Source organism: Frigoriflavimonas asaccharolytica (genome assembly GCF_013294015.1).
GTDB lineage: Bacteria > Bacteroidota > Bacteroidia > Flavobacteriales > Weeksellaceae > Frigoriflavimonas > Frigoriflavimonas asaccharolytica.
On sequence record NZ_JABSNO010000007.1, the window covers coordinates 123,431 to 148,742 of the forward strand.

A 25,312-nucleotide genomic window follows, 5' to 3' on the forward strand; every position below is an offset into this window, starting at 1 on the left:
TCGACAGTTAAACTGTTATTTATACTAAAATTTCGTCCAGAAGTATTTAATTACTATTCTGCAGAACTTCAATGGCTTGTTGAAGAATTACGAATGAATTTTGCTTCACTCCGAATGAGTTTGAAGTGAAATTTGAACCGTCGTAGAAGGATTTTATGCTTTTTGATAAAAATCATGTTTTATTGTATGAAAACTTCAAATTTTTCTTCACTATCTTTACAATCAGCAAGTTCAATTTTTAATAATGAAAACAATCGCCGGTTTAGATTTCACAGATCCTGTTACATTTCTGGTGTCGCTGGTTTTGATATTCATCATTGTTTACATCCGCTATATTTTGCTTTCGGGTTTTTATCAATGGTTGGTTTTCAAAATTTTTGATAGAGGAAACAAAGAACGCATTCTTTTCACACCTAAAAATAATGGCAAACAGATACAAAGAGAATTGATATTATCTTCCTACAGCGCCATCATTTTTAGTGTGATGGGTATGATTTTGCTGGTTTTTTGGCAGCTTGGTTTCACCCAAATTTATACAGACATCTATGATTTTCCACTTTGGTATATCCCAATAAGCGTGATCATTTATCTACTGATCCACGATTTTTATTATTATTGGTTGCACAAATGGATGCACACTTCCAAAATTCTGAAAAAATTTCACATGGCGCATCATCAAAGTGTAAACACCACCGTTTTCACCTCGTTTTCATTTCATCCCGTAGAATCTTTTTTGCAAGCCATCATCGTTCCTGCAATATTGATGGTTTTGCCAATGAGTTTCGTAGCTGTGATGATTACGCTATTTTTAATGACGCTTTCTGCCATCATCAATCATGCTGGTGTAGAAATCTATCCTTCTATCAAAAAATTTAAATTTTTCCAGAAGCATATTATTGGTGCTACTCATCATGATCAGCACCACAGAAATTTAAAGAAAAACTTCGGTTTGTATTTTACTTTTTGGGACCGATGGATGAAAACTGAAAAGTAAATTGTTAACTGAACTATTAAGAAATTAAGGGAAATTAAGTTTTTGGTAGAAACTATTTCAAAATTGACGAATGATGTACTTAATAATCTTAATTTCTTAATGGTTGAAAAATCTTTTCAAATTTCTAGCAATAAAATTTTTCTAAAATTAATTGTTTACTGTATCTTTAAAATTTCACGCTATTTTTTCTTTATTATAATATGACAACTTCTGAAAATAAATACGATTACATCATCGCAGGATCTGGAGCTGCAGGATTGAGCTTGCTCTACAGAATTTTGAAAAATTCAACATTAAACAAGAAAAAAATCCTCGTGATAGACAAAGCTGAAAAGAATAGCAATGATAGAACTTGGTGTTTTTGGGAAACTGGAAAAGGTATTTTTGAAGAAGTAGTCTGCAATCAATGGAAAAATTTAGAATTCAAAACTGAAAAATTTACCAAAGAATTCCATTTGAAAAATTATAGCTACAAAATGATTCAAGGTTTAGATTTTTATCAATTTGTGTTTTCTTTTGCTAAAGATTTTGGGAATGTAAGTTTCTTAACAGAACCTATTGTAAATATTTCGTCTGAGGAAAATTTGGCAATAGTAGAAACAGATAAAGGGCGATATTCAGCGCAATATATCTTTAATTCCACGACTTTATTTAATCCTGAAATCAACGTAAAAAACGCCTTATTACAGCATTTTACAGGTTGGGTGATCCAAACTGAACGCGCAACATTCAATAGTGAAATTGGCACCTTGATGGATTTTACTTTAGACCAAAAAAACGGCGCAACATTTATGTATGTTTTGCCTACGAGTTCTACGGAAGCCTTGGTAGAATACACTTTATTCAGCGAGAAAGTTTTGGAAAAAGAAGCGTATGAGATTGCGTTAAAAAAATACATCCGAGAAGATCTGAAAATAGAAAATTTTAAGATTAAACACACAGAATTTGGCATCATTCCGATGTCTTTAGCAAAATTTGAAAGAACGGCTTTACTTTCTAAAAATATTATCAATATAGGAACTGCAGGTGGATTTACGAAAGCAAGCAGCGGATATACTTTCCAATTTATTCAGAAAAACACTGCAGAAATTGTGCACAATTTAGAGTTAGATAAATATCCTCATCCTGCAAAAACCTTTCGAGATAAAATGTTTGATTGGTATGATCGTACGTTGCTAGAAGTGTTGCTGAGTAAAAAACAAACGGGTAAAGAAATTTTTGCCGTAATGTTCAGAAAAGTATCCCCAGAAAAAATTTTTAAATTTCTTGGAAACGAAAGTTCCATCTGGGAAGATATTAAGATAATGAGCGTTTTGCCCATCAAAGATTTCCTTATTTCAGGTATAAAACAATTAAAATAATTCAGCAAAATTCAACAAAAAAAATCCTTTGAAAATTTTCAAAGGATTTTGTATTTTTAAAACAAAGCTTTTTAGTTTTGTGCCATATTCACTGGTTCACTATCTGCGTTGATGATTCTTTTTGCATATCTAAATTTAGGGCTCCAATAGCTGCTTTCGCCCAAGGTCGTTATCATCACACCTTTGGATGTTGCGGCATGTATAAATTTGATATCACCTTCTGCCGTTACTTCTTCTACAATACCAACGTGAGAAATTCCTCTTCCTTTTGAGAAAAACAACAAATCTCCTTTTTGCAAATCTTCTTTTGCGATATCTTCTCCTTCTTTCGCTTGAGAAGCTGCTACTCTAGGCAAAGAAACTCCTGCCGCTGCACCAAATACTGAAAGAACGAATGCGCTGCAATCTATACCTTTTCTAGTTGTTCCGCCGTATCTGTATGGCGTTCCTAAGTAAGATTTTGCTTCTTCTAGCAATGCATCTATTGTTTGTGTGTGCTTTGCAATTTTTGCAATCTCTAGTTTTTTTAATGCAGAAACTGTAGATTCTACAGAATTTGGTTTGTTATATGCAAAACTATTGATTAATACTTTTTTATTCTCTGCTAATATTTTTGAATCTATAGAAGAGATATTGGCATTAGAATTGTAACTTTTAGAATATATAGCTGGTTCTGAAACTACATAATTGGTAACGCAAGATTGCATAGAAAATAAAGAAACCAAAACAGCTGAGAATAATAATAATTTGCTTTTCATATAGTATATCATGTGATTAACGAGAGCAAAAATAGAGATTACGATAAATATCTACGTAATTATGAAAAACTGATCGGTGTCTTTTAACGTATTTTAACAGAATTTCCATGTATGTTAATAGAATTATCATTTAGATTCCCTATTTTAGTGATATATGGTTTCAATAATTTTATGATTTGTTAACATAAAAAAGGGTGTTTTTCCTGTAAGCTGTATTAAAAATTTATTTTACATTGAATTTTTCGATATTTATGATTGTTTAAAATGAAGCTTTTTATTTTAAACAATTCATTTATTATATATTAATAAGGACAGCCATATTAATTTTTTTTCCGAATTTCCTTCATTAAATCTTCCAAATAATCTGTTTGCAATTCTTGAATTTCGAGCATCATTTTGTTTTGATGAACCAAAAGATGGTCAATTTTTTCGCTTAATAATTTTATTTCTAATTCTGCTTTTAGATTGATTTTGTAATCGTGCTCGCCGCGTATTCTATCTTTAGCTTCTTGTCTGTTTTGGCTCATCATTATTATTGGCGCTTGTATAGCTGCTAAACAGGAAAGAATTAAATTTAATAGAATAAATGGGTACGGATCAAAAGATTTAGCAGCTAAAAACCAAATATTTATAAAAATCCAAACCATTATAAAAGTGAAGAAAACTAGAATAAACGTCCAACTTCCACCGAAAGAGGCCACTTTATCTGCAAGATTTTCTCCTACTGTATTTTCTTTTTCTACCTCATCCTGAATGTTTTCTGATAGAATAGAATTATTATTAATAGCATCCATCACATCCACATCTATCATATCCAACTCTCCTTTCTCCTCTGTAATAAGGGAAGTTAGGTATAACCTTCGGTATAGATTAAGTTCTTGTAGTGATATGTAATCTGACTGAGAAAAATCTGGATACTGTTTTTGAATCAATTCCAAAATACCTTTTCTTAAATCTTCACCACCAACTTGTTCCCCTTCATTTATTTCCGTTTTACTGATAAAACTTGTTTTCATAATTTTGTATTTTTGAAATAGAATTTTGTACTAGATCAGTACTTTTTCGGATGAGTAAAATTAATCAAATTGTAGTACAGATTCTTGTTTTGAATGAGTTTTTAAAATAAAAAACAAAAAACTCCTAATAAAATCAGGAGTTTTAGTATTAAATTTTAAAATGTATTTATCTTGTGAAAAGCATTTCTCTGTATTTCGTCAATGGCCAAAGCTCATCATCTACCATCATTTCTAGATTATCTGCTGCAGTTCTTATCGTTTCGAAAAACGGAATTACATCTTTGCAATACGCTTCTGCTTGCGTTTGGCTTCCTGCGGTATCTCTTGCTTTTCCTTTTGCTTCCAAAAGATTTTCTACACCTAATTTTATGGTAGAAACATTTCCAGAAATATTAGCAATCAAACTCATTTGCTCTTTTGCCAAAACTCTAAATTCATCATCTGGAAAAATTTCTTTCAAACCTTTCACATTTTCTATCAATCTGTTTTGATAATTTAATGCAGAAGGAATGATGTGATTTCTAGCGATATCTGCCAAAACTCTGGCTTCAATATCAATCACAGTGGAGTATTTTTCCAATTTAATTTCATTTCTAGCTTCCACTTCTCTATGCGTGAAAATTTCTAAATCTGCATAAAGATCTACAAATTTCTGGTCCAATTCTGAAGCCAAAGCTTCTGGCGTCGTTCTTAAATTATTCAAGCCGCGTTTCTCTGCTTCTTTTGCCCAATCGTCGGAATATCCATCACCTTCAAACATTATATTTTTAGAATCTTTGATGTATTCTCTTAGAATATTGAAGATGGCTTCATCTTTTTTCAAGCCACTTTCTATTAAAGCTTCTACCTCAACTTTAAAATCTTTCAGTTGTTTTGCAACGATGGCATTCATCACAATCATCGTTTCTGCACAATTTGCAGAAGAACCAACAGCTCTTATTTCAAATTTATTTCCTGTAAATGCAAACGGTGAAGTTCTGTTTCTATCTGTATTATCCAAAAGGATTTCTGGAATTTTACCAACTACATTAAGTTTAAGATCTGTTTTTTCGTCTGGAGAAAGTTTTCCTTCGGTTACTTTTTCCAATTCCATCAATACATTATACAATTGCGAACCGATGAAAACGGAAATAATTGCTGGTGGAGCTTCGTTGGCTCCCAATCTATGGTCATTACTTGCAGATGCAATTGCTGCACGCAGCATATCTGCATAATCGTGAACAGCTTTTATAGTGTTTACAAAATAGGTAAGAAATTGCAAATTTTTCTTCGGGTTTTTTCCTGGGCTTAATAGATTTTCGCCTTTATCTGTAGAAAGCGACCAGTTATTATGTTTTCCACTTCCGTTTACACCTGCAAAAGGTTTTTCGTGAAACAAAACGTTGAAATGATGTTTATGCGCAATTCTCGCCATAATATCCATCAATAATGAATTGTGATCTACTGCAACATTGGCTTCTTCAAACATTGGTGCAAGCTCAAATTGGTTTGGCGCAACTTCATTGTGGCGTGTAGTAACGGGAATTCCCAATTTCATACATTCAATTTCTACTTCCTTCATATAGTTCATCACTCTTGTAGGAATGGAACCAAAATAATGATCGTCTAATTGTTGTCCTTTCGCAGGAGAATGGCCTAAAAGTGTTTTCCCCGTCAAAACTAAATCTGGACGAGATTTGTATAATGCAGAATCTATCAAAAAATATTCTTGTTCCCACCCAAGTGTTGGTGTTACTTTCGTAATGCTTTTATCAAAATATTGCATCACAGAAGTAGCAGCTTCGTCTATAGAATGTAGCGCTCTCAAAAGTGGTGCTTTATAATCTAAAGTTTCGCCAGTATAAGAAATAAAAATAGATGGTATGCACAAAGTTGTTCCCATAATAAATGCAGGAGAAGTAGGATCCCACGCTGTATAACCTCTTGCTTCAAAGGTATTTCTAATACCACCATTTGGGAAAGAAGATGCATCTGGTTCTTGTTGAATCAACATTCCACCAGCAAATCTTTCTATTGCTTTTCCACCTTCTAATGGCGTGAAAAAACTATCGTGCTTCTCTGCAGTTGCACCCGTTAATGGTTGAAACCAATGCGTATAATGCGTTGCACCTTTGCTCATTGCCCAATCTTTCATGGCAACAGCAACTTGATCTGCAATATTTCTAGGAATTTTACTTCCTTTATTCATGGCATCCAACAAAAAGGTGAAAGCATCTTTGGTAAGATATTGCTTCATCGTATCTTCAGAAAACACATTGGAACAATATAGTTCTGAAAGTTTTGCGGGAACCTCAATCGCATTATCTCTTCTGTAATCTCTAAATGGCAATTCTGCCAAAGCTTTAAATCTTAGTGTGGACATTTTTTTTAATTTATTCTGCAAATTTAAAGTAATTTTTTAAATATCTAAGCTACACCCCTCATTTTTTAGTAATATTTTTAGAAATATTAATTTTTAAATCAAACAACCCCTTAAAAATTACCGTAATTTTCAATATTAATGGTTTTTACAAAATCATTTATAATTATTAAATAAGTTATTTTTGTTTAAACATTTTTATCATTGTTATGAATAAATTAATTTTAATTTTTAGTCTTATATTATTTCAAGTTGTTTCTTCTCAGAATAATGCCATCTATTTTGATAAAGATTGGAAAAAAACGAGCAAAGCAAACGCGGCTTTTTACAGACCAATACCAATGAAAGAAGTAGGCGAATTGGTTTTGATAAGAGATTTCTATATGAATGGAACTCTACAATTTGAAGGATATACTTTTAAAAATAATGAAGAAAAATATGTAGGCGATATTTCTTATTACGACGAAAACGGAAACAACTCCAGTTTTCGACAATACATCAACAAAACAAAAAATTCTACGCTAGAATACTATCACGCCAATGGAAAAATAAGAAAAACTGTGCATTATAAAGATGGTTTAAAAGATGGTGAAACAGCAGTTTATGATAATAATGGAGAAGTTTTAATGAAAGGAATTTATAAAAATGGAAAACCCGTAAGTGGAGATTTCGAATTCTTTTCAGAAGATTATGATTACAATAGAGGAGACGAAGAAGAATATAATTCTAATGAAAATACAACGGAAGCTCAAGCCATTATTGTGCGACCAATGATGCAAAATGAAAATACTTCTCGTGTAGAAACACCAACAAAAAAACCTGAAAATAAAACTTTAAAAACAATTTCTCAAAAAATATTCTGGAGAGATTCTAGAGTTTTAGCCCAAGAATTAGTCTATAGTATCGAAAGTTACGGCAGAGATTTAATACAACAGAAAAACTACGATAAATCGGGAAAATTAATTCAAAATATCACAGAAAATAATTTAACAAAATATGGAAACCCCATCATCAACGGAACTGAATATAAGTACTTTGAGCAAAATAATTTTGCAAAGGAAGTAAAATCTACAACACCTTATGTTAAAGAAAAAATAACTGGAAAATCCACCGCTTATTTCCCATCAGGAAAAATTTTATCTGAAACGCATTATAAAGATTGGCAGAAAGAGAATGAAATTATTTACACGGAAAATGGTACTATAAAAACGAAAAGAATATACAAAGAAAACGATCCTTATGAAGGGAATTTCGATGAAAATATTGGAGAATTTACGGTAAATCTAAATTACCAAAACGGCAAAAAAGAAGGAGAAGCAATTGCGAAAAATGAAGATGGGAAAATATTTGCTAAAGGAGTATATAAAAACAACGAACCTTACAATGGAACTTTTGTAGTGAAATTAGGAAGAGACAATGATGAAGAATTAATTAATGTTGAAAATTCTAAGAAAACGGGATTGCAGAAAAAATTTGGTCATAGAATAGAAAATCTTAAAGAAACTTATACAATTCAAAATGAAAAATTGAATGGAATAACCACTTTTTATAAAGATGAAGAGCCAATTGCAACTTTAGTTTATAAAGATGATGAACCAATGGAAGGAACTTTGATTGAAGAAGAAAGCAGTACAATTTTTAAAAATGGACAAATTGTTTCAGAAATCTATCAAGATAGATACGCTTTAAACGATGAAAATATTGTGAAACAAAAATTCTATGAAAACAATCAAATTGCAAAAATTCAAGATTATTCTTTTTCAATAGTTGCAGATCCGCAAGAATTTTATACAGGCATTTTTAAAAATGGAAAACCTTTCTCTGGCTATTTTGAAAACGATGAAAATAGAGAGTTTAAGCAAGTAAATTACTACGAAAACGGACAGCCGAAATTTCAATATTCCAATGATTATCTTTCAAATATGGATGAATACAGACATCAATATTATGATATAAAATCCACTTTTAAAGACGGTAAAATCTATGATGGTATAGAATACACCATAGGAAGTAAGCAATTTATCTCTAAATACCTAACCAATGGTGAATTGAAAAGTTTTGACTGGGATCTTTTTGCAATGAATTATTTTAATAGAATTCATTTTGAATTAAATGGAAATAGCATAGAAATGCATGATCTGCAAGAGAATAAGAAAGCCAAAATAACACTAGATTTTTCTGAAGATAATTTAAGTGTAAAACTATATACCGACAATTATATTGTGGATGAAAGAACATACAATACGAATAAAAATCTGGCCGGAAAATTTGTTGAAAGTATCATAACATACAGAATCGAAGGTGAAAAATTAATTTCCAACACAATACAAATCAAATTTCGTGAACATGACAATTATGCTGGTTCCAAGTTTTTTTACCACGCTTATTCTTTAATTAATGATGAATTTAAAACTGCTCAAAATGTATTTAATAATCTTTCGGAAATCATCACTTTAGATAAAATGGAATCCGGCGAAATAGATGGCAATATTATTTCTGGAGTTCGTTTGGATCCATATGGCAAGCCAACGGACGGAACTTTAATCACAGAATTACCTGGGAATAAATACAAAATTCAAGTATATGAAGATGGTAAATTAATAAATACCATCAATAATGTTGCTTTCAAAAATCTTGAAACCGAATTGAAAAAAGCTTTTGGTCGCAACTAAATTTCCTTTATAAACTTCTAAATACATCAACTCAATTTTACCGATAAACAATAGGAAATGCGCTTGTTTTTAAAACAAAAAAGGTGTTTTTCCTATTTTTATTTAGGGGTTTTTCTATAATAAATCGCGTGATTATCCTTTGAAAATAGATCCTGATCTGGTCTACATTTGTCCCAATATTAATCACAAAGAAATTTTATTATGAAAACTTTAAAAATGTTAGCAATCGGAACTTTATTAGCAGCCAACTTTATAACTGCACAATCTACCAACGAAGTAAATTTTGGCGTGAAAGCTGGCGCCAATTTCGCAAACCTTTCAGGATCTGGAGTTACCAGCAACGATGCAAAGTTTGGCGCTTATGGCGGTGCATTTGTAAATATACCAATTAGCAACAAAATCAGCGTGCAACCAGAAGTACTTTACTCTATGCAAGGCACGAAATGGACTACGAACACTCCCAATTTTCTACCCTTGATGGATTTGAAATTAGAAAATGATATACAATTAGACTACGTAAACGTACCAATTGTAGTACAATATGAATTTGGAAATGGCTTCTATGGAGAAATGGGGCCACAGGTTGGGTTTTTAGTAGGGGCAAAATCTAAAAACGAAATGACGATAGACGACAGAAATTTCACTCCCACAGTTACAAATATCACTTCTACAACTACAGATATAAAAAGCTTATTAAAAACTGCCGATTTCTCTGGTGTGATAGGTGCTGGTTATAAACTGCCTACAGGTTTAAGCTTTAATGCAAGATATTCAATCGGATTTACAGATATAGATAAAGCAAATACACAAGCAAAAAATTCTGTATTCTCACTTGGTTTAGGATATACTTTTCAATAAAAATTTTACTTTTTTTCTTAACCGTCTTTGCAAAAAGGCGGTTTTTTATTTAAAAATTTTGAAGGTCATTTCGTATCTTTGCAAAAATTTAATTCATGGTATATTCAAGAGCAAGGGAAACAACGGAAGCAATAGAAAGATTATATGTAACGATGAGACATCTCTTCTATCGTGGCTTTTTCAAACCTGCAGGAGTTTCTGGTAGTTCGTTGAGGACTTTATTGATGAACATCAACCCAGAAATCTATGGTAGCATGAGTGTGCCCAATAAAATAGAACTAGATGGCTTGATGTATGTTCTAGATCGTTTGCCAGAAGGAATTGAGGAAACTGCATTCGTGCATCTTACCTCCGATGAAGGATTTGATAAAGCCAGTTTTGAAGCCATTATTCCGAAAAAAAGAAGAAGAGATTGCTATAGAATAGACGAACACCAGATGAATATTGAAGTTCTATTAGGTCGTTCAGAAATTTACGATATTCTTACTCACCTTACCTTTTTATATATAGAAGCCGATAAAATTAGAAATCTTGGATTTTTGATGGAAGACGATTGCCGACCAAAACGCACCTGGAAAATAATAGAAGAGGTTGCCATTGGCGAAAAATCTTTTAGCAGAAAGGAAAAAGAAGTAGCATTAATCCATCTTTCGTCGCTTTTGGGCAGAACTTTTGATGAAACTTTGGTTGCCTACAATGCTTTTGGTTCCGATGAAAACCCAGATCGTTTCTTTAAAATCATTTATTTTTTAGGTCAAAATTCTATGTTGGACCACAAAGAAATTCGTGAAAGAGAAATTCACTTCTCTGCGATTTTGAGAGAAAGAGTTGGCCATCATTATTTTGGCGAAAAGTGGGCACAAAAAGTGAAAGAAGTTTTGGTAGAAAATGAATTGGGCAATCGTCCGCTTCATATAATTTCTGCAAATATGCATTCTGTGAAAAATATGCTTTTTGCCAACCAAGCTTTAAAAAAGAAAAATACGCAAGATGCAGATTACCAATTGTACGCAGAAATTAGTGATACAAAAACACTGCAAGATCAGATTTTAGAATATTCTTTGCAACAAGGTTTGATCTATATTAATGATAAAAGTGGAAGTAATATAGATGTGCAAATCATAGATTTAAGTAAAATAGATTTTAAAAATACACCGTTTGAAGGCACTCAGTTTTCTGGAGACGATGTGATTTTAGTATTTGATTATGCTTTTGGCGAGCAAGCCTATGAAATAATGGACGAACTTCTTCGCCCATACAATGTAAATGAAGAAGTATATACCATGAAGGTGAAATCTATTTCCATCATGGGGAAAGCGGGAATTCTTGCAGGCGAAAAAGGCGATATTATGATCCCAACTTCCCATATTTTTGAAGGAACTGCAGACAATTACGTGTTTGAAAACGCATTGAAATTAGAAGATTTTATAGACGATGAATTAAAAGCCTTCGAAGGCGGAATGATTACCGTTTTGGGAACATCTCTGCAAAATAAAGACATTCTACAATACTTTATGACGACTTCTTGGAAAGCCATCGGTTTGGAAATGGAAGGAGCACATTACCAAAAAGCGATACAAGTTGCAAGCAAAATTAGAAAGCATATTTCCGAAGATTTGTTTGTAATGTACGCTTATTACGCTTCCGATAATCCTTTGAAAACGGGATCTACTTTATCTTCTGGAGGTTTAGGATTAACAGGAGTGAAACCTACTTATTTAATCACTTTGAAAATTTTAGAGAAGATTTTGGAGAGTTCTGGGAAATAAATTTTTTTTAAAATATATTCAAAAATCCAATGATTCATTTCATTGGATTTTTTTTGATTTCTGCACAATTTTTTCAATCACAAAGAATTTTCCTATCTTTCCTTTTTAAAATTTAAAATCAATGATCAGAAATATTTTCATCCTCACCTTTGCAATTTGTGCAAATTTTATTTCCGCGCAAAAAGGTCCGTACTACCAACAAGCTGCTTCCTACAAAATGAATATCGATGTAGATGCAAAAGCCCTGACTTACAACGGAAAACAAAACTTAAAATACACAAACAATTCCCCAGATGAATTGAATGTCGTCTACTTTCATTTGTATTGGAATGCTTTCAAACCTGGTTCTATGATGGATCAAAGAGTAACAAACCAAGGGACAAATGGAGATTCCCGTTTGCAAAAAGATGGTATTTCTCGTTTAGCAAGTATTCCAAAAGACAAAGAAGGTGCGCAGAATATTCATTGGATCAAACAAAACGGCAAAACCTTGAAGTTTGAAATTCAAGAAACCATTATGAAAGTTTATCTTGCCGACAACATCAAAGCAAATTCTACCACAAATTTTGAAATGGAATGGGATGCAAAAATTCCTATGCAAATTCGAAGAAGTGGTAGTAATAATCGCGAAGGTATTGATATGACGGTAACACAATGGTACCCAAAAATAGCAGAATACGATTATGATGGTTGGGCAACTTTTGATTACATCGGTAGAGAATTTCACGCTCCTTTTGCAGATTTTGATGTAAAAATTAATATCGACAAAGATTATATCATCGGTGCTGGTGGAGTTTTAGAAAATCCTACAGAAGTAAAAGGTTACGATGCAAATTCAAAAATAAAAGCAGACAAAAACAAAAAAGCAACTTGGCATTGGACCGCAAAAAATATGTTGGATTTTGCTTGGGCAGCAGATAAAGATTACACCGTAGAAAATTTTCAAGTTGAAAATGGACCAAAAGTATATTTCGTTTATCAAAAATCTGAAAAAACAAAATATTGGGAAGAAGCAAAACCTTACATTTCCCGCTTTTATCAATACATGAATTCCAATTTTGGAAACTATGTTTATCCTACCTATTCCTTTATACAAGGCGGAGATGGCGGTATGGAATACGGAATGTGCACCATGATTTTGGGCGAAGCACGCAGTTTAGAAGGTTTGGTTGGTTTGATGGTGCACGAAGGTGGACATTCTTGGAATCAGCAAATGATGGCGTATAATGAAAGTATGCGACCATGGATGGACGAAGGTTTCACCAGCTATTATGATGATCAAATAATGAATGAGCTTTTCCCGCCAGAAAACGCGATTCCAAATCCATTCTATCAAAGCGTGCAAGGCTACATTAAATTTAATAAAACTGGGAAAGAAGAACCAGCAGGTTGGTTGGGAGATCATCACGACAATGGTTCGGCATATTCTGTAGCATCTTACACGAAAGGAAATACGTTTTTAATTCAACTAAATTATATTGTAGGAGCACCAACTTTAAACAAAATAATGAAGGAATTTTACAATCAATGGCATCTAAAACACCCAACAGATAGAGATTTCATCCACATTGCACAAGAAATTTCTGGTATAGATCTCAAATGGTTTCATCATTATTGGATCAATACCACGAAAACGATTGATTACGCCGTAAAAGATGTGAAATACAATGCAACTTCTACAACCATCACTTTAGAAAAAATTGGCGATATACCAATGCCGATAGATTTTAGTATCATTACCAAAGATCAGAAAATTACAAATTTCCAAATCCCTATGAATATGACTAGAACTTGGAAAAAAACGGATGCGTATGGAGATTTCAAAACACTGGAATATTGGCCATGGACGCAGAAAGAATACACGTTTACCGTACCATTTTCTAAAGATCAAATAATAGCTGGTGGCATAGATGTTTCCCAAAGATTAGCAGATGTGAATGCGGAGAATAATTTTTTTGAGAATAAGTAATTAATTAAAATCAATTTAAACGTGAGTCATTGCGAGGAACGAAGCAATCTCGACATGAAGTAAAAAACGTGTCAAGATTGCTTCGTTCCTCGTATTTATGGTTGTGTAGACAACAAATAATTTCTTTGTATAAATTTAAAAAATTTTTGTTTTTAATTAGTTTTAACTAAGAGAATATCTAAATTTCAATCGCAAGTAATTAATTATAATGAAGTCAACATTTACCATAATTCTATTATTTTTGATTTTTAGTTCTTGCAATGAGGAAAAGCGGAAATATGAAACAAAAAAAGAAACATTATTAACTGTTATGAACCAAAAGAATTTTAAAATTACTGTAGAAAAAATAAGAACATCCAATACTTTCGTTGATCCCAAGAATTGGGCAGCTCGTGGACTAAACCCTTCTGAACAATCTATAATTCTAAAACTCAGAAAAGCTACAAATGATTTCCTCGATAAACTTGAAAAAATTTACAGTGCAAATGAAGATTCGGAACCGAAATATAAAGAAGTTTCAAATATAGTAGATGAACTTCCTTGGGACGAATTGGATACTGAAGAGAAAGAATTTTTAGCAGACGAATTAGCACCAGCAATAAAGGCAGCTGGATTTGACCCTTCGACGATCTTTTAAAATAAGAAAAATACAAATCGTAAATTAAAAGTCTATTCTTAATTCAAAACTAAAAGTTATTTTAGTTCACGCATAATGATAAAAAAAAATGGGAAACCGTTTTATTACAAACAAGCATATTTTGATCTTCGGAAGTTTTAATCAATTGAAACCCCCATCTTCCCTAAATTCCCTACATTTACGGCAGAATAAAATTCATCTATGAAATCCATCGTCATCAATATAGGAAATACCAACATTCGTTTTGGATTATTTAATGAAGATAATTGCGAAATTTCCTGGATCATCAACACAAAACCATACCGCACAAGCGACGAGTTGCAAATGCAATTCAGCATGATGTACCAAACACATAAATTAGAAGCTACAAGCATCGAAAAAGTAATCATCGGATCTGTAGTTCCACAACTAACGCGTGATGTTTCTAGCGCAATTCGGAAAATCCACGGACAAATGCCCGTTTTGGTTAGTAGAGAAACCAAATCTGCTGTCTCGCCAAAATCTAACCAAATGGGAACAGATATCTACGCCAATTTGGTGGCTGCACATCATCTTTACCCAAAAAGAAAGAAAATAATTTTCGATTTTGGCACAGCACTCACCGCAAGTTGTGTTGCAGAAGACGGCGAAACTTTGGGCGTCATCATCGCACCAGGAATTATCACTTCTCTCAATTCTTTGATCCAAGATACGGCACAATTGCCAGAAATTGAACTAAAAAAACCAAAATCTGTGCTCGGTTTAGATACGGAAACCTGTATGCAAAGTGGCATGGTTTACGGATATTTGGGAATGGTAGAAGGTTTTATAGATAGAATAAACGATGAGGTAAAAGACGACTGTTTCGTAATTGCAACAGGTGGAGTTTCCCACGTTTACAAACCTTTGACGGATAAAATACACATTGCAGATCGATTGCACACGTTGAAAGGATTGTATTATTTAGGGAAAGAAACAAACTAAAAAAGGTTTTTAACCGCAAAAGAGACAAAAGATTTCAGTGCATATTTAGAAAATCAAAAGAAAATTTAATAAACGAATATTTGAAAATCTTCGATTTTCAAAACTAATGTTCCCCTTATGTTTAACTTTAACGCGTACACCTAAAAAAACTTATGTGTTAAAAAAATTGTTTAAAAATGAAAATAGGAATTATCGGTTGCGGTTGGTTAGGAACCAGAGTAGCCCAAAAACTAGAAAAAGAAAATGAAATATTCGTAACCACAAGATCAGATGAAAATACAGCTCATCTCAAAAGCTTGGGATTGGAAACCTATCAGATAGATTTTCAAACTGGTTTTGACTTAAAAACTGCAGAACTTTTTAGAAATCTAGACCTTGTAATATTAAGCTTGCCAGTATCAAAAAAGCGATTTTCGGAAGAAATGGCTGAAAATGCACAAGAATTTTTAGGAGATTTTAAAGGACAAATAATTTTCTTTAGTTCGGTTGGCGTTTATCCTCATGAAGATGGAATTTACACAGAAGAAAGCACGGAAAATTTAAATAAAAACATTTCCGCAGCAGAAAATTTTTACAAAAATGCTTTTCCGCAAATCAACATTTTACGTTTTGGTGGATTGATGGGCGATGAAAGAAAATTCTCCAAATATTTTGAAAACAAAGCTCTTCCAAAACCCGATGATATTGTGAATCATATTCATTATGAAGATATTGCAGAAATTGTAGACCATTTAATAAAAAACAAAACTAATGGCAAATTATACAATGTAGTTGCGCCACTTCATCCTACAAAACAGCAGGTTTTAGATTACCAAACCGCGAATATAAGTTCAGAAATTGAAAATTCACAAGATGGAAGAATTGTTCTCGGGAATTTATTAGAAAAAGAATTACAGTACACTTTCCTGAAACCAAACCCAGTAGAATTTTAAAAAATGAAAAGTTCATTTTTATTGTTTTTCGCAATTTCTATTTTTGGTTTAAATCTTACAGCACAATCAAAATCAGCCGGATTTTACAAAATATCTTCAGGAAATCCGGATGATGGTGGTTACAACTGGTTCTTATTTGAAGATCACCAATTTGCAATGCTCACTTTTGGCACTTTAATATCAGGAACTTGGGAAGAAAATGATCATCAAGACATCACATTTATTCCAAATGCACCGAAAGAAAAATTTGAAGTTTTTGGTAGAAGAAATGAAGCATTGAAAGGCTCGAAAATAATTTTTCTGAATCTAGACATTAACGAAAATTCTTACATTGGCTTTTCGTCAGATGCTTTGCAACCTATTTTAAATGAAGATGCAAATTGCTTGGATCAACCAATTGTAAAGGTATTTGACGAAAACGTAAAAGCGTTATTTCTATCAAATTTTACCTCGGAAAATAATGTTGAAAACAAAAAAGCGTATCAAATAAATTTAGAAAACAATAATGAATTTATCATTTCTTACAATGAAAATTCTAGAATGTTGGCCAAGTTTACCGGCAAAATCGAAAAAAATAAATTGACTATCGATTTTGGCAAAAAATCTTCTGAAAGAGGCGAAATAGAACCAAGTGAAGCTCTAGAAATCAAGAAATACATCAATCAGCAAAAAAAATATTATGCGAAAAATGAATTAATCATCAATGCTGAAAATAGATTTCTGAATCTTTTGGAAGATAATGAAGGAATGGAAGGTCACCGATCTTTGTATAAAAATAATTATAATTTTGATAGCAAAACGCAAATTTATACCGCCAAAAGCCCGGACGATTTTGAGGATAAATATGATGATACGAACACACTTTACCTCTACAAAAATCTATCTTTCTCGAAGGTAATCCCCTCAAAATTATCTTCCAAAAAGAATCTATTGCAATATACTTGCTACGGAAAATAATTACCTTTTATTTAAAAAAAACTCTTTTAAAATTGCAGAACACTCGTTCTCCAAAATTCCTGTCGCAATTTCATTTTTAGGGTGAAGCGCTAAATTTTTGTTGATAAACCCGCGCTGTTCATCTCTCGCACCAATCACAACTCTAGATATTTGAGACCAATTAAGAGCTCCTGCACACATGACGCAAGGTTCTAATGTTACATATAAAGTGCAATCTATCAAATATTTACCACCTAAAAAATTGGCAGCAGAAGTGATGGCTTGCATTTCTGCATGCGCAGTTACATCATTTAAAGTTTCTGTAAGATTATGAGATTTCGCAACAATTCTATCCTTACAAACAACAATACAACCCACAGGAATTTCATCTTTTTCAAAGGCTTCTTGAGCTTCTTGCAAAGCCAATTTCATGAAATATTCGTCTGTAAACATTAGGAATTGATTTTAAACACAAAGATAATTTTAATTAAATAAAAAATAATAGATTTTAATTACCAAAAAAGGAACTCTTTTAAACCACGGATTTCGCCTTTATTTTACTTAAATTTGCACGGTGCTATTTTCCTTTATATTTTAATTGAATTTTTGCATCAATTGTTAACTAAATGAAAAATTATGCTTCCAAATATAAACCCCGAAAACACCATTGCTTGGCAAAATCTTGAAGCCCATTTTGAGCAAAACGATTTTGAATTGAATACCTTGTTTAAGTATAATGAAAAAAGATTTGAAGAGTTTTCTATAGTAAATTCTGATTACTTATTTGATTACTCTAAAAATTTAGCAAATTCTAAAACAATAGAATTGCTGATTGATTTGGCAAAAGAAACAAAAGTTGAAGAGGCAATAAAAGCGATGTTTTCTGGAGAGATCATCAACGAAACCGAAAACAGAGCCGTTTTGCATACTGCACTTCGAGATTTTTCTGATAAGGAAATTTTGGTAGATGGGGAGAATATAAAACCTGGGATAAAAAAAGTTCTTCAGCAAATGAAAACTTTTTCAGAAAATATAATTTCTGGAAAGCACAAGGGTTTCAGCGGCAAAGAAATAACCGATGTTGTAAATATCGGAATTGGAGGTTCTGATCTTGGTCCTGTGATGGTTTGTAAAGCCTTGATGCACTACAAAACGAGACTAAATGTTCATTTCGTATCCAATGTAGATGGAAATGATTTTGTAGAAAAAGTGAAAAATCTGAATCCAGAGACGACGCTTTTCATCATTGCTTCCAAAACTTTTACTACACAAGAAACCATGACCAACGCTGCAACTGCAAAAGATTGGTTTCTAAAATCTGGAAAAGAAGAAGATGTTGCAAAACATTTTGTAGCACTTTCTACCAACATAGATTCTGTGAAAAAATTTGGAATAGCAGAAGAAAACATTTTCGAATTTTGGGATTGGGTTGGAGGTAGATATTCCTTGTGGAGCGCTATTGGTTTGAGTATTGTTTTAGCTGTAGGCTATGAAAATTTTATTGAATTATTAAAAGGCGCAGAGAAAACCGACATCCATTTTCAGACATCAGAATTGAAAGATAATATTCCAGTTGTGATGGGAGTTTTAGGCGTTTGGTACCGTAATTTTTATGATTCCGCTTCCTATGCCATTCTTCCCTACTCGCAATATTTGGAACGTTTTCCGGCGTATCTTCAGCAAGGAGATATGGAAAGCAACGGAAAAAGCATCGATAGAAATGGAGAGTTTGTAAATTATGAAACAGGACCAATAATTTGGGGTGAAGCCGGAACAAACGGGCAACACGCATTTTATCAACTTATTCATCAAGGAACGGAATTGATACCAGCAGATTTTATCGCTTATGCAAAATCTAATAATCAGGTTTCTGATCATCAAGATAAATTATTGGCAAACTTCTTTGCACAAACAGAAGCTTTGGCTTTCGGAAAAACTGAAAATGAGGTAAAAGATGAATTAAAAAATTCTGGTTTAGAAGATGATAAAATTAATAATTTAGCACCTTTCAAAATATTCACTGGAGATTCACCTACGAATTCTATTTTATTCAAAGAATTGTCTCCAGATACTTTAGGACAATTAATAGCGTTATATGAACACAAGATTTTTGTGCAAGGTATCATATGGAACGTTTTTAGTTTTGATCAATACGGGGTAGAATTAGGCAAAGTACTTGCCAGCAAAATACTTCCCGAATTATCTGATAATCAAGAAACAAACTCACATGATAGTTCTACAAATGGTTTGATTAATTACTACAAAAATTTTAAATAAAATTTCCAAAAAGAAAATATTATGGCTCAAATTTTAGATGGATTAAAAATTTCCAAAGAAATAAAACAAGAAATAAAGATAGAAGTAGCAAAAATAACTGCATCTGGTAATAGAGCACCTCATCTCGCTGCAATTCTTGTTGGCGAAAATGGTGCAAGCAAAGCTTATGTAAATAGCAAAGTGAAAGATTGCGCAGAAATTGGCTTTCAATCTTCTTTGTTTAAATTTGCCAGTGATATTTCGGAAGAAGAACTTTTAGATAAAATAAAAGAACTGAATGAAAACCCTGAAATAGATGGTTTCATCGTGCAGTTGCCATTACCAAAGGAAATGGATCAGGAAAAAATTATTATGGCTATCAACCCTAAAAAAGATGTTGATGGTTTTCACCCAGAAAATTTTGGGAAAATGGCTTTGGAAATGGAAACTTTTTTGCCAGCAACACCTTTTGGAATAATCACATTATTAGAAAGATACAATATAACTACGGAAGGGAAAAACTGTGTAATCATTGGAAGAAGTAGAATTGTAGGAAAACCTATGAGTATATTAATGGGAAGAAAGGGCAATCCTGGAAATTCTACAGTTACATTAACACACAGTTATACAACAGACATTGAAGAATTTACTAAAAACGCGGATATTGTGATTACTGCATTGGGAAATCCACACTTTTTGAAAGCTGAAATGATAAAAGATGGTGCTGTAATTGTAGATGTAGGAATTACAAGAGTAGAAAATGACAGCAAGAAAGGATATTATTTAGCTGGAGATGTAGACTATGAAAGCTGCGAGAAAAAAGCAAGTTGGATCACACCTGTTCCTGGTGGTGTAGGACCAATGACGCGCGCTATGCTTCTGAAGAACACAATATTAGCCTATAACAATTCTGGTATAAAAAATTAAAAATTGGACGAAGAAATATTATTAAAAGAAGGAAAAATGCTCCCTGTAATGGAGCATTTTTACACTATACAAGGAGAAGGAGCACACACCGGAAAAGCAGCTTATTTTATAAGATTGGGTGGTTGTGATGTTGGTTGCCATTGGTGTGATGTAAAAGAAAGTTGGGACCCAAAACTTCATCCACTTTTAGATGCAGAAGAGGTTGCAATAATTGCGGCAAGTTTCTGTAAAACAATTGTATTAACTGGTGGAGAACCATTGATATGGAATCTAGAAATTTTAACAAACAAACTAAAAGAGCTTGGCTGCCAGATACATATAGAAACTTCCGGCGCATATGCCATGAGTGGAATTTTAGATTGGATTACGCTTTCACCCAAAAAAACTGGACTTCCAAAACCAGAAATTTATACAAAAGCGCACGAACTAAAGATGATTATTTTTAATAATAATGATTTTCAATTTGCTGAAGAGCAAGCCGCAAAAACTGGTGAAAATTGCAAGCTTTATTTACAAAGTGAATGGAGCAAAAGGGAAGATATGTACCCAAAAATAACAGATTATATTTTAGCAAATCCGCAATGGAATGCTTCTGTGCAAACGCATAAATATTTAAATATTCCATAATCGAGCGGATTTTCGCTACATTTATTTTTTATTAGACTTTAATGCAAAGACTTCGGTATTCCAGATATTTGAAAATTGGTGTTATCTTATTAGATATCATCGTGATTTCGCTGGTATTTGTCTTTTTTTTTATTGAAAGAAATAGAGATTTACAACTAAATACTGATCTTTGGGAGCAAAATGCACTTTCTATAGTATTGCTTACATTATTTTGGATTTTATTGAGTGGTAGAACAAAATTATACACCATACCAAGGAATTTAACCTATACTTTGTATCTGGAACGATTTGTTTCTCATATGCTTATCTTTCTTTTTGGCATCATACTTTTAGGAAAAGTAAGCAATAATCCATTTTTGAAAAGCGAAAGGTTTTGGCTCGCGATTAGTCTTTTCATTTTATTGCTGCTTTTAAAATCATCCATATTTTTTGCCGTTAAATATTTAAGAAGTAGAGGAATTAACTTTAGAAACATTATGTTTCTGGGCCAAAAAACAGATAGTCGGGAAATTCTTGAAAATATAATGCAGGAAAGAAAAGACTATGGATTTCGTATTAAAGAATTTGGAAATCAAGATTTAGAGGTAGAAAAACTAGTAGCATTTTGGAAAGAAGAGCAGATACACACACTCTATTTCCCCGTAGATAATAGCAATATTAATAAAGAATTAGAAGGAAAAATACATTCCGCTGCAGAAGTAAATAAGGTGAGAATTGTGCTCATTCCACATATCGTAAATAATAATTTTTTCGAATACGAATTAAATTATATAGAAACACAACCCATCTTAACTCCTGCAAAATTTCCGCTAGATTTCTTTACAAATTATTTATTAAAAAGAATATTTGACATCTTATTTTCATTAATAATCTTGGTTTTAATTTGCTCTTGGCTCTTCCCTATCATTGCAATTTTAATAAAAATAGATAGCAAGGGAGCAATATTTTTCCGGCAACTAAGATTTGGTTATCATGATGAAGTTTTTAGCTGCATCAAATTCCGAACAATGTTTGAAAATGAAGAAAATGCTACACAAACCACCCAGATCAATGATGTAAGAATTACCAAAATAGGAAATTTTTTGAGGAGATCTAGCTTAGACGAGATGCCGCAATTCATCAATGTGCTTTTGGGACAAATGTCTGTAGTTGGTCCAAGACCGCATATGCTATTGGTAGATAAATATTATAAAGCAAAAATTGGTAGATATACGGTCAGAAGCCTCGTGAAACCAGGAATTACAGGACTTGCACAAGTAAGCGGATTGAGGGGAGATATGGGAGATATGAGTATAGAGATGAAAAAAAGAATCCTAGCAGACATTTTTTACGTAAAGAATTGGAGTTTAGTATTGGATTTCGTAATCGTTGTGAAAACAACATTCCTATTTATAAAAGGGGATAAAAAAGCAAGGTAGCCACATATTTTTATCAAATTAAAACATTAAATTAGCAAAATGATTAAAACTTTTCTAAACGCTTTTGGAGAATATTTTCTTCTCATGGGAAAATCTATGAGAGCTCCACAAAAAGCCTCCGTTTTTTGGAAACTTTTTATGAGAGAAGTGAGTGATTTGGGCATCAATTCTTTCGGATTGGTAGTCTTTACCTCCATATTTGTAGGAGCAGTCACCTCCATACAGATGTACAATAATTTTAGTGCATCAGATTTCCCTATCCCAACATCTTTTGTTGGATACGCTTCCAAAGCGGTTTTAATTTTGGAATTCTCCCCTACCATTATTAGTTTAATTCTAGCAGGAAAAGTAGGCTCTTATATAGCTTCTAGTATGGGAACAATGCGCGTATCTGAGCAAATAGATGCATTAGATATTATGGGTGTGAACTCTGCAAACTTCCTTATCCTACCAAAAATAATAGCAACGGTAATTTTCAATCCTCTATTAATTGCATTAAGCATCGTTGTAGGAATTGGCGGTGGCTATATGGCAGGAATGGCAACTGGAAACTGGACTACTGCAGATTTTACAACTGGAATCAGAATGTATATGCCACCACTTTTTTATTATTATGCCTTAATAAAAACATTGGTATTTGCCTTTATTATTGCAACAGTACCAGCATATTTTGGCTATACTGTTTCTGGTGGATCTTTAGAAGTAGGTAGAGCAAGTACACAAGCTGTAGTTTGGACGATGGTTTTCATCATTCTTTCAGAATTATTAATCACTCAACTCGTATTAAGCTAATGATAGAAGTACAAGACTTAAAAAAAGAATTCGACGGAACGAAAGTTTTGAAAGGTATTTCTACAACTTTTGATAGTGGAAAAGTGAATCTGGTAATAGGACAATCTGGCTCTGGAAAAACGGTTTTTCTTAAATCTTTGCTCAATGTATATGAGCCAACAAGCGGCCATATTTTGTTTGATGGAAGAGACATTATGCAAATGAGCAGAGACGAAAAGCAAGAACTTCGCTCAGAGATTGGCACTATTTTTCAAGGTGGAGCTTTGTTTGATTCTCTTACCGTTGAAGAAAACATCACTTTTCCATTGGATATGTTTACAAATCTTACCTATCGAGAAAAAAAACGCCGTGCATTTGAAGTAATGGGAAGTGTAAAATTAGATGGAGCCACAAAAAAATTGCCTGCAGAAATTTCTGGTGGTATGCAAAAAAGGGTTGCCATTGGTAGAGCAATAGTCAATAATCCGAAATATCTTTTTTGTGATGAACCCAATTCTGGTCTAGATCCTTATACCTCCAATGTAATTGATGATCTATTGATGGAAATTACAGAGCAGTACAAAACCACAACCATCGTAAATACACATGATATGAATTCTGTGATGACGATTGGACAGAAAATACTATACTTAAAAGATGGACTGAAAGAATGGGAAGGTGATAAAAACACCGTAATGCGGGCTGGAAATAAAAATTTGATAGATTTCGTTTACTCTTCAGAATTATTTAAAGAATTGCGAGAATATTTATTGAAAGCTGATAAAAGTTCGATTTAATTACCAAATAATTATCCTTAAAATTAAAGCAAATTTAATTTAAAAATTTCTTTGATTATTGAAATCTTGGCTTGGAGTTTTAAGGTCTTCTACAGAAATGTTTTGCTGTTGTTTTGCTAATTCTGCAGCTTGTTTTTCCAATTCTGTTTTTTCTAATTGTAGTTGTCTGTAGTCTTTGCGCTGTTGCGCTTCCCTTATAGATGCACCTTTGCTTGCATATCCTACGATGCCACCAATAATTAAACCAATGCCAATTCCAGCAAGAATTCCCATTAAAGTGGTAGGCTCAAATAAATCTATAAACTTAAAATTATTAGAAAGATAGTATAGCAAAAATGCTATTGCCAATAAAATAATGCCTACAAAAGTTAAATTCTTCATCTTCTTTTTAGTGTATTTAATTAAAAAACCTTCCCAAATTTACAGAAATTTTAAGAAGGTTTTATATTTTTATTGAAAAAAACTTTTATTTCCCACGAGCGGCATTGTAATATTGCATAGCTTTTGGCATATTTTTGTTTAATTCTGCAATTCTATTTCCTGGTCCTGGGTGAGTAGAAAGAAACTCTGGCTGTTTTTGCGCTCCGCTACTTGCAGCTTCCATCCTATTCCAAAAAGGGATAGATTGTTGAGGGTCATATCCTGCCATTGCCATCAGATAAAGTCCCATTTGATCGGCCTCTAGTTCTTGTTTTCTACCATAAGACAAAAGAGTAACTTGAGTACCAATAGGATAAACTTGTTGAAATATAGCATTCATTTGTCCATTAGAAATTGATGCACCAGCTACTTGTCCCAATCCTTGTGCAATCATACCTTGCGAAATTCTTTCATTCCCATGTCCAGCAAGCGCGTGAGAAACTTCATGTCCCATTACTACAGCTAATCCAGTTTCATCTTTCGTTACTGGCAATATCCCTGTATAAACCGCTACTTTTCCACCAGGCATACACCATGCATTCAATTGATCTTCTTGAATTAAATTAAATTCCCAATTGTAATTTGCCAAATCTTGTTCTCTTCCAATACTCGCATAGTAAGCATTTGCAGCGTTTTTAATTTTTACGCCAACACTATTCACAAGATTAGCTTGTGATGTGCCTTTCACCACCTTTGCAGCAGCAAGTGTAGTTTTATATTCCTGCGCAGCCATTGTTGCGATCTCCGAAGAGTTTGCAAATTGGATACTTTTTCTTCCCGTGATAGGATTTGTGGTACAAGCAATAAATGCCAAAGAAATTGCACCAACTCCTAAAATTCCAGATATTTTCATTTCTATAGTATATTTTTAT

22 protein-coding genes are annotated in these 25,312 nt (G+C 32.8%); 16 read left to right on the forward strand and 6 right to left on the reverse strand.

The window, feature by feature from the left end; genetic code table 11:
- Window positions 1-244 precede the first annotated feature (244 nt).
- Window positions 245-994, forward strand: coding sequence for a sterol desaturase family protein (locus HNQ03_RS06550; protein WP_173778876.1), 750 nt, complete (start codon window positions 245-247; stop codon window positions 992-994).
- A gap of 200 nt (window positions 995-1,194) precedes the next feature.
- Window positions 1,195-2,355 carry a lycopene cyclase family protein gene (locus HNQ03_RS06555; protein WP_173778877.1) on the forward strand — a complete coding sequence of 387 codons (1,161 nt, stop codon included), beginning with the start codon at window positions 1,195-1,197 and terminating at the stop codon, window positions 2,353-2,355.
- 71 nt (window positions 2,356-2,426) lie between these two features.
- Here the strand turns inward: HNQ03_RS06555 and HNQ03_RS06560 are convergent, their stop codons facing one another.
- The 3 genes from HNQ03_RS06560 to HNQ03_RS06570 form a co-directional block, all read right to left on the reverse strand.
- Window positions 2,427-3,113 (reverse strand): C40 family peptidase, encoded by a 687-nt coding sequence (locus HNQ03_RS06560; protein ID WP_173778878.1) that lies wholly within the window; start codon window positions 3,111-3,113, stop codon window positions 2,427-2,429.
- A 320-nt stretch (window positions 3,114-3,433) separates the two neighbouring features.
- A complete protein-coding gene (locus HNQ03_RS06565) occupies window positions 3,434-4,129 on the reverse strand; it encodes a DUF1003 domain-containing protein (RefSeq protein WP_173778879.1) in 696 nt (231 codons plus the stop codon).
- Window positions 4,130-4,295: 166 nt separating this feature from the next.
- Window positions 4,296-6,491 carry a glutamine synthetase III family protein gene (locus HNQ03_RS06570; protein ID WP_173778880.1) on the reverse strand — a complete coding sequence of 732 codons (2,196 nt, stop codon included), beginning with the start codon at window positions 6,489-6,491 and terminating at the stop codon, window positions 4,296-4,298.
- Window positions 6,492-6,697: 206 nt separating this feature from the next.
- Here HNQ03_RS06570 and HNQ03_RS06575 point away from each other — a divergent pair, with 206 nt between their 5' ends.
- The 8 genes from HNQ03_RS06575 (at window position 6,698) to HNQ03_RS06610 (ending at window position 17,245) form a co-directional block, all read left to right on the forward strand.
- On the forward strand, window positions 6,698-9,160 hold the full coding sequence (locus HNQ03_RS06575) for a toxin-antitoxin system YwqK family antitoxin (protein WP_173778881.1): 2,463 nt from the start codon (window positions 6,698-6,700) through the stop codon (window positions 9,158-9,160).
- Window positions 9,161-9,361: 201 nt separating this feature from the next.
- Entirely contained in the window at window positions 9,362-10,018 is a 657-nt protein-coding gene (locus HNQ03_RS06580; RefSeq protein WP_173778882.1) for a porin family protein, read from the forward strand.
- Window positions 10,019-10,113: 95 nt separating this feature from the next.
- Window positions 10,114-11,787: a DUF6909 family protein gene (locus tag HNQ03_RS06585; RefSeq protein WP_173778883.1), complete on the forward strand. Its 1,674-nt coding sequence runs from the start codon at window positions 10,114-10,116 to the stop codon at window positions 11,785-11,787.
- A gap of 121 nt (window positions 11,788-11,908) precedes the next feature.
- Window positions 11,909-13,756: a M1 family metallopeptidase gene (locus HNQ03_RS06590; RefSeq protein WP_173778884.1), complete on the forward strand. Its 1,848-nt coding sequence runs from the start codon at window positions 11,909-11,911 to the stop codon at window positions 13,754-13,756.
- 208 nt (window positions 13,757-13,964) lie between these two features.
- Complete coding sequence (locus HNQ03_RS06595) at window positions 13,965-14,393, forward strand: hypothetical protein (RefSeq protein ID WP_173778885.1); 429 nt, start codon at window positions 13,965-13,967, stop codon at window positions 14,391-14,393.
- Window positions 14,394-14,594: 201 nt separating this feature from the next.
- Window positions 14,595-15,356 (forward strand): type III pantothenate kinase, encoded by a 762-nt coding sequence (locus tag HNQ03_RS06600; protein WP_173778886.1) that lies wholly within the window; start codon window positions 14,595-14,597, stop codon window positions 15,354-15,356.
- Window positions 15,357-15,532: 176 nt separating this feature from the next.
- Window positions 15,533-16,288, forward strand: a complete 756-nt coding sequence (locus HNQ03_RS06605) for a Rossmann-fold NAD(P)-binding domain-containing protein (RefSeq protein ID WP_173778887.1) — start codon at window positions 15,533-15,535, stop codon at window positions 16,286-16,288.
- A gap of 3 nt (window positions 16,289-16,291) precedes the next feature.
- Window positions 16,292-17,245, forward strand: coding sequence for a hypothetical protein (locus HNQ03_RS06610; protein WP_173778888.1), 954 nt, complete (start codon window positions 16,292-16,294; stop codon window positions 17,243-17,245).
- On the opposite strand, the gene HNQ03_RS06615 is transcribed toward HNQ03_RS06610, so the two are convergent.
- On the reverse strand, window positions 17,246-17,677 hold the full coding sequence (locus HNQ03_RS06615; protein WP_173778889.1) for a nucleoside deaminase: 432 nt from the start codon (window positions 17,675-17,677) through the stop codon (window positions 17,246-17,248).
- Between the two features lie 183 nt (window positions 17,678-17,860).
- Between HNQ03_RS06615 and pgi the strand changes: the two genes are divergently transcribed.
- The 6 genes from pgi to HNQ03_RS06645 are packed head-to-tail and all read left to right on the forward strand — an operon-like array spanning window position 17,861 to window position 24,020.
- Window positions 17,861-19,501 (forward strand): glucose-6-phosphate isomerase, encoded by a 1,641-nt coding sequence (gene pgi / locus HNQ03_RS06620; RefSeq protein WP_173778890.1) that lies wholly within the window; start codon window positions 17,861-17,863, stop codon window positions 19,499-19,501.
- 21 nt (window positions 19,502-19,522) lie between these two features.
- Window positions 19,523-20,407 (forward strand): bifunctional 5,10-methylenetetrahydrofolate dehydrogenase/5,10-methenyltetrahydrofolate cyclohydrolase, encoded by an 885-nt coding sequence (locus tag HNQ03_RS06625; protein ID WP_173778891.1) that lies wholly within the window; start codon window positions 19,523-19,525, stop codon window positions 20,405-20,407.
- 36 nt (window positions 20,408-20,443) lie between these two features.
- Window positions 20,444-21,034 carry a 7-carboxy-7-deazaguanine synthase QueE gene (locus HNQ03_RS06630; protein WP_173778913.1) on the forward strand — a complete coding sequence of 197 codons (591 nt, stop codon included), beginning with the start codon at window positions 20,444-20,446 and terminating at the stop codon, window positions 21,032-21,034.
- A 41-nt stretch (window positions 21,035-21,075) separates the two neighbouring features.
- Window positions 21,076-22,452, forward strand: coding sequence for an exopolysaccharide biosynthesis polyprenyl glycosylphosphotransferase (locus HNQ03_RS06635; protein WP_173778892.1), 1,377 nt, complete (start codon window positions 21,076-21,078; stop codon window positions 22,450-22,452).
- A 39-nt stretch (window positions 22,453-22,491) separates the two neighbouring features.
- Entirely contained in the window at window positions 22,492-23,244 is a 753-nt protein-coding gene (locus tag HNQ03_RS06640; RefSeq protein ID WP_173778893.1) for an MlaE family ABC transporter permease, read from the forward strand.
- Window positions 23,244-24,020, forward strand: coding sequence for an ABC transporter ATP-binding protein (locus HNQ03_RS06645; protein ID WP_173778894.1), 777 nt, complete (start codon window positions 23,244-23,246; stop codon window positions 24,018-24,020). The genes HNQ03_RS06640 and HNQ03_RS06645 overlap by 1 nt, the downstream gene beginning before the upstream one ends.
- A 39-nt stretch (window positions 24,021-24,059) precedes the next feature.
- Here HNQ03_RS06645 and HNQ03_RS06650 read toward each other — a convergent pair whose 3' ends face one another.
- Together HNQ03_RS06650 and HNQ03_RS06655 are read right to left on the reverse strand one after the other, a co-directional pair.
- Window positions 24,060-24,401 (reverse strand): hypothetical protein, encoded by a 342-nt coding sequence (locus HNQ03_RS06650; RefSeq protein WP_226927448.1) that lies wholly within the window; start codon window positions 24,399-24,401, stop codon window positions 24,060-24,062.
- An 85-nt stretch (window positions 24,402-24,486) separates the two neighbouring features.
- Window positions 24,487-25,293 (reverse strand): M48 family metallopeptidase, encoded by an 807-nt coding sequence (locus HNQ03_RS06655; protein ID WP_173778895.1) that lies wholly within the window; start codon window positions 25,291-25,293, stop codon window positions 24,487-24,489.
- Window positions 25,294-25,312 lie beyond the last annotated feature (19 nt).

Coding starts and splice junctions, on each gene's coding strand:
- HNQ03_RS06655 (WP_173778895.1), bottom strand. CDS start 25,293: ATGAAAATATCTGGAATTTTAGGAGTTGGTGCAATTTCTTTGGCATTT.
- HNQ03_RS06575 (WP_173778881.1), top strand. CDS start 6,698: ATGAATAAATTAATTTTAATTTTTAGTCTTATATTATTTCAAGTTGTT.
- HNQ03_RS06630 (WP_173778913.1), top strand. CDS start 20,444: ATGCTCCCTGTAATGGAGCATTTTTACACTATACAAGGAGAAGGAGCA.
- HNQ03_RS06570 (WP_173778880.1), bottom strand. CDS start 6,491: ATGTCCACACTAAGATTTAAAGCTTTGGCAGAATTGCCATTTAGAGAT.
- HNQ03_RS06610 (WP_173778888.1), top strand. CDS start 16,292: ATGAAAAGTTCATTTTTATTGTTTTTCGCAATTTCTATTTTTGGTTTA.
- HNQ03_RS06635 (WP_173778892.1), top strand. CDS start 21,076: ATGCAAAGACTTCGGTATTCCAGATATTTGAAAATTGGTGTTATCTTA.
- HNQ03_RS06590 (WP_173778884.1), top strand. CDS start 11,909: ATGATCAGAAATATTTTCATCCTCACCTTTGCAATTTGTGCAAATTTT.
- HNQ03_RS06550 (WP_173778876.1), top strand. CDS start 245: ATGAAAACAATCGCCGGTTTAGATTTCACAGATCCTGTTACATTTCTG.
- HNQ03_RS06625 (WP_173778891.1), top strand. CDS start 19,523: ATGGCTCAAATTTTAGATGGATTAAAAATTTCCAAAGAAATAAAACAA.
- HNQ03_RS06595 (WP_173778885.1), top strand. CDS start 13,965: ATGAAGTCAACATTTACCATAATTCTATTATTTTTGATTTTTAGTTCT.
- HNQ03_RS06555 (WP_173778877.1), top strand. CDS start 1,195: ATGACAACTTCTGAAAATAAATACGATTACATCATCGCAGGATCTGGA.
- HNQ03_RS06640 (WP_173778893.1), top strand. CDS start 22,492: ATGATTAAAACTTTTCTAAACGCTTTTGGAGAATATTTTCTTCTCATG.
- HNQ03_RS06585 (WP_173778883.1), top strand. CDS start 10,114: ATGGTATATTCAAGAGCAAGGGAAACAACGGAAGCAATAGAAAGATTA.
- HNQ03_RS06600 (WP_173778886.1), top strand. CDS start 14,595: ATGAAATCCATCGTCATCAATATAGGAAATACCAACATTCGTTTTGGA.
- HNQ03_RS06615 (WP_173778889.1), bottom strand. CDS start 17,677: ATGTTTACAGACGAATATTTCATGAAATTGGCTTTGCAAGAAGCTCAA.
- HNQ03_RS06580 (WP_173778882.1), top strand. CDS start 9,362: ATGAAAACTTTAAAAATGTTAGCAATCGGAACTTTATTAGCAGCCAAC.
- pgi (WP_173778890.1), top strand. CDS start 17,861: ATGCTTCCAAATATAAACCCCGAAAACACCATTGCTTGGCAAAATCTT.
- HNQ03_RS06565 (WP_173778879.1), bottom strand. CDS start 4,129: ATGAAAACAAGTTTTATCAGTAAAACGGAAATAAATGAAGGGGAACAA.
- HNQ03_RS06605 (WP_173778887.1), top strand. CDS start 15,533: ATGAAAATAGGAATTATCGGTTGCGGTTGGTTAGGAACCAGAGTAGCC.
- HNQ03_RS06560 (WP_173778878.1), bottom strand. CDS start 3,113: ATGAAAAGCAAATTATTATTATTCTCAGCTGTTTTGGTTTCTTTATTT.
- HNQ03_RS06645 (WP_173778894.1), top strand. CDS start 23,244: ATGATAGAAGTACAAGACTTAAAAAAAGAATTCGACGGAACGAAAGTT.
- HNQ03_RS06650 (WP_226927448.1), bottom strand. CDS start 24,401: ATGAAGAATTTAACTTTTGTAGGCATTATTTTATTGGCAATAGCATTT.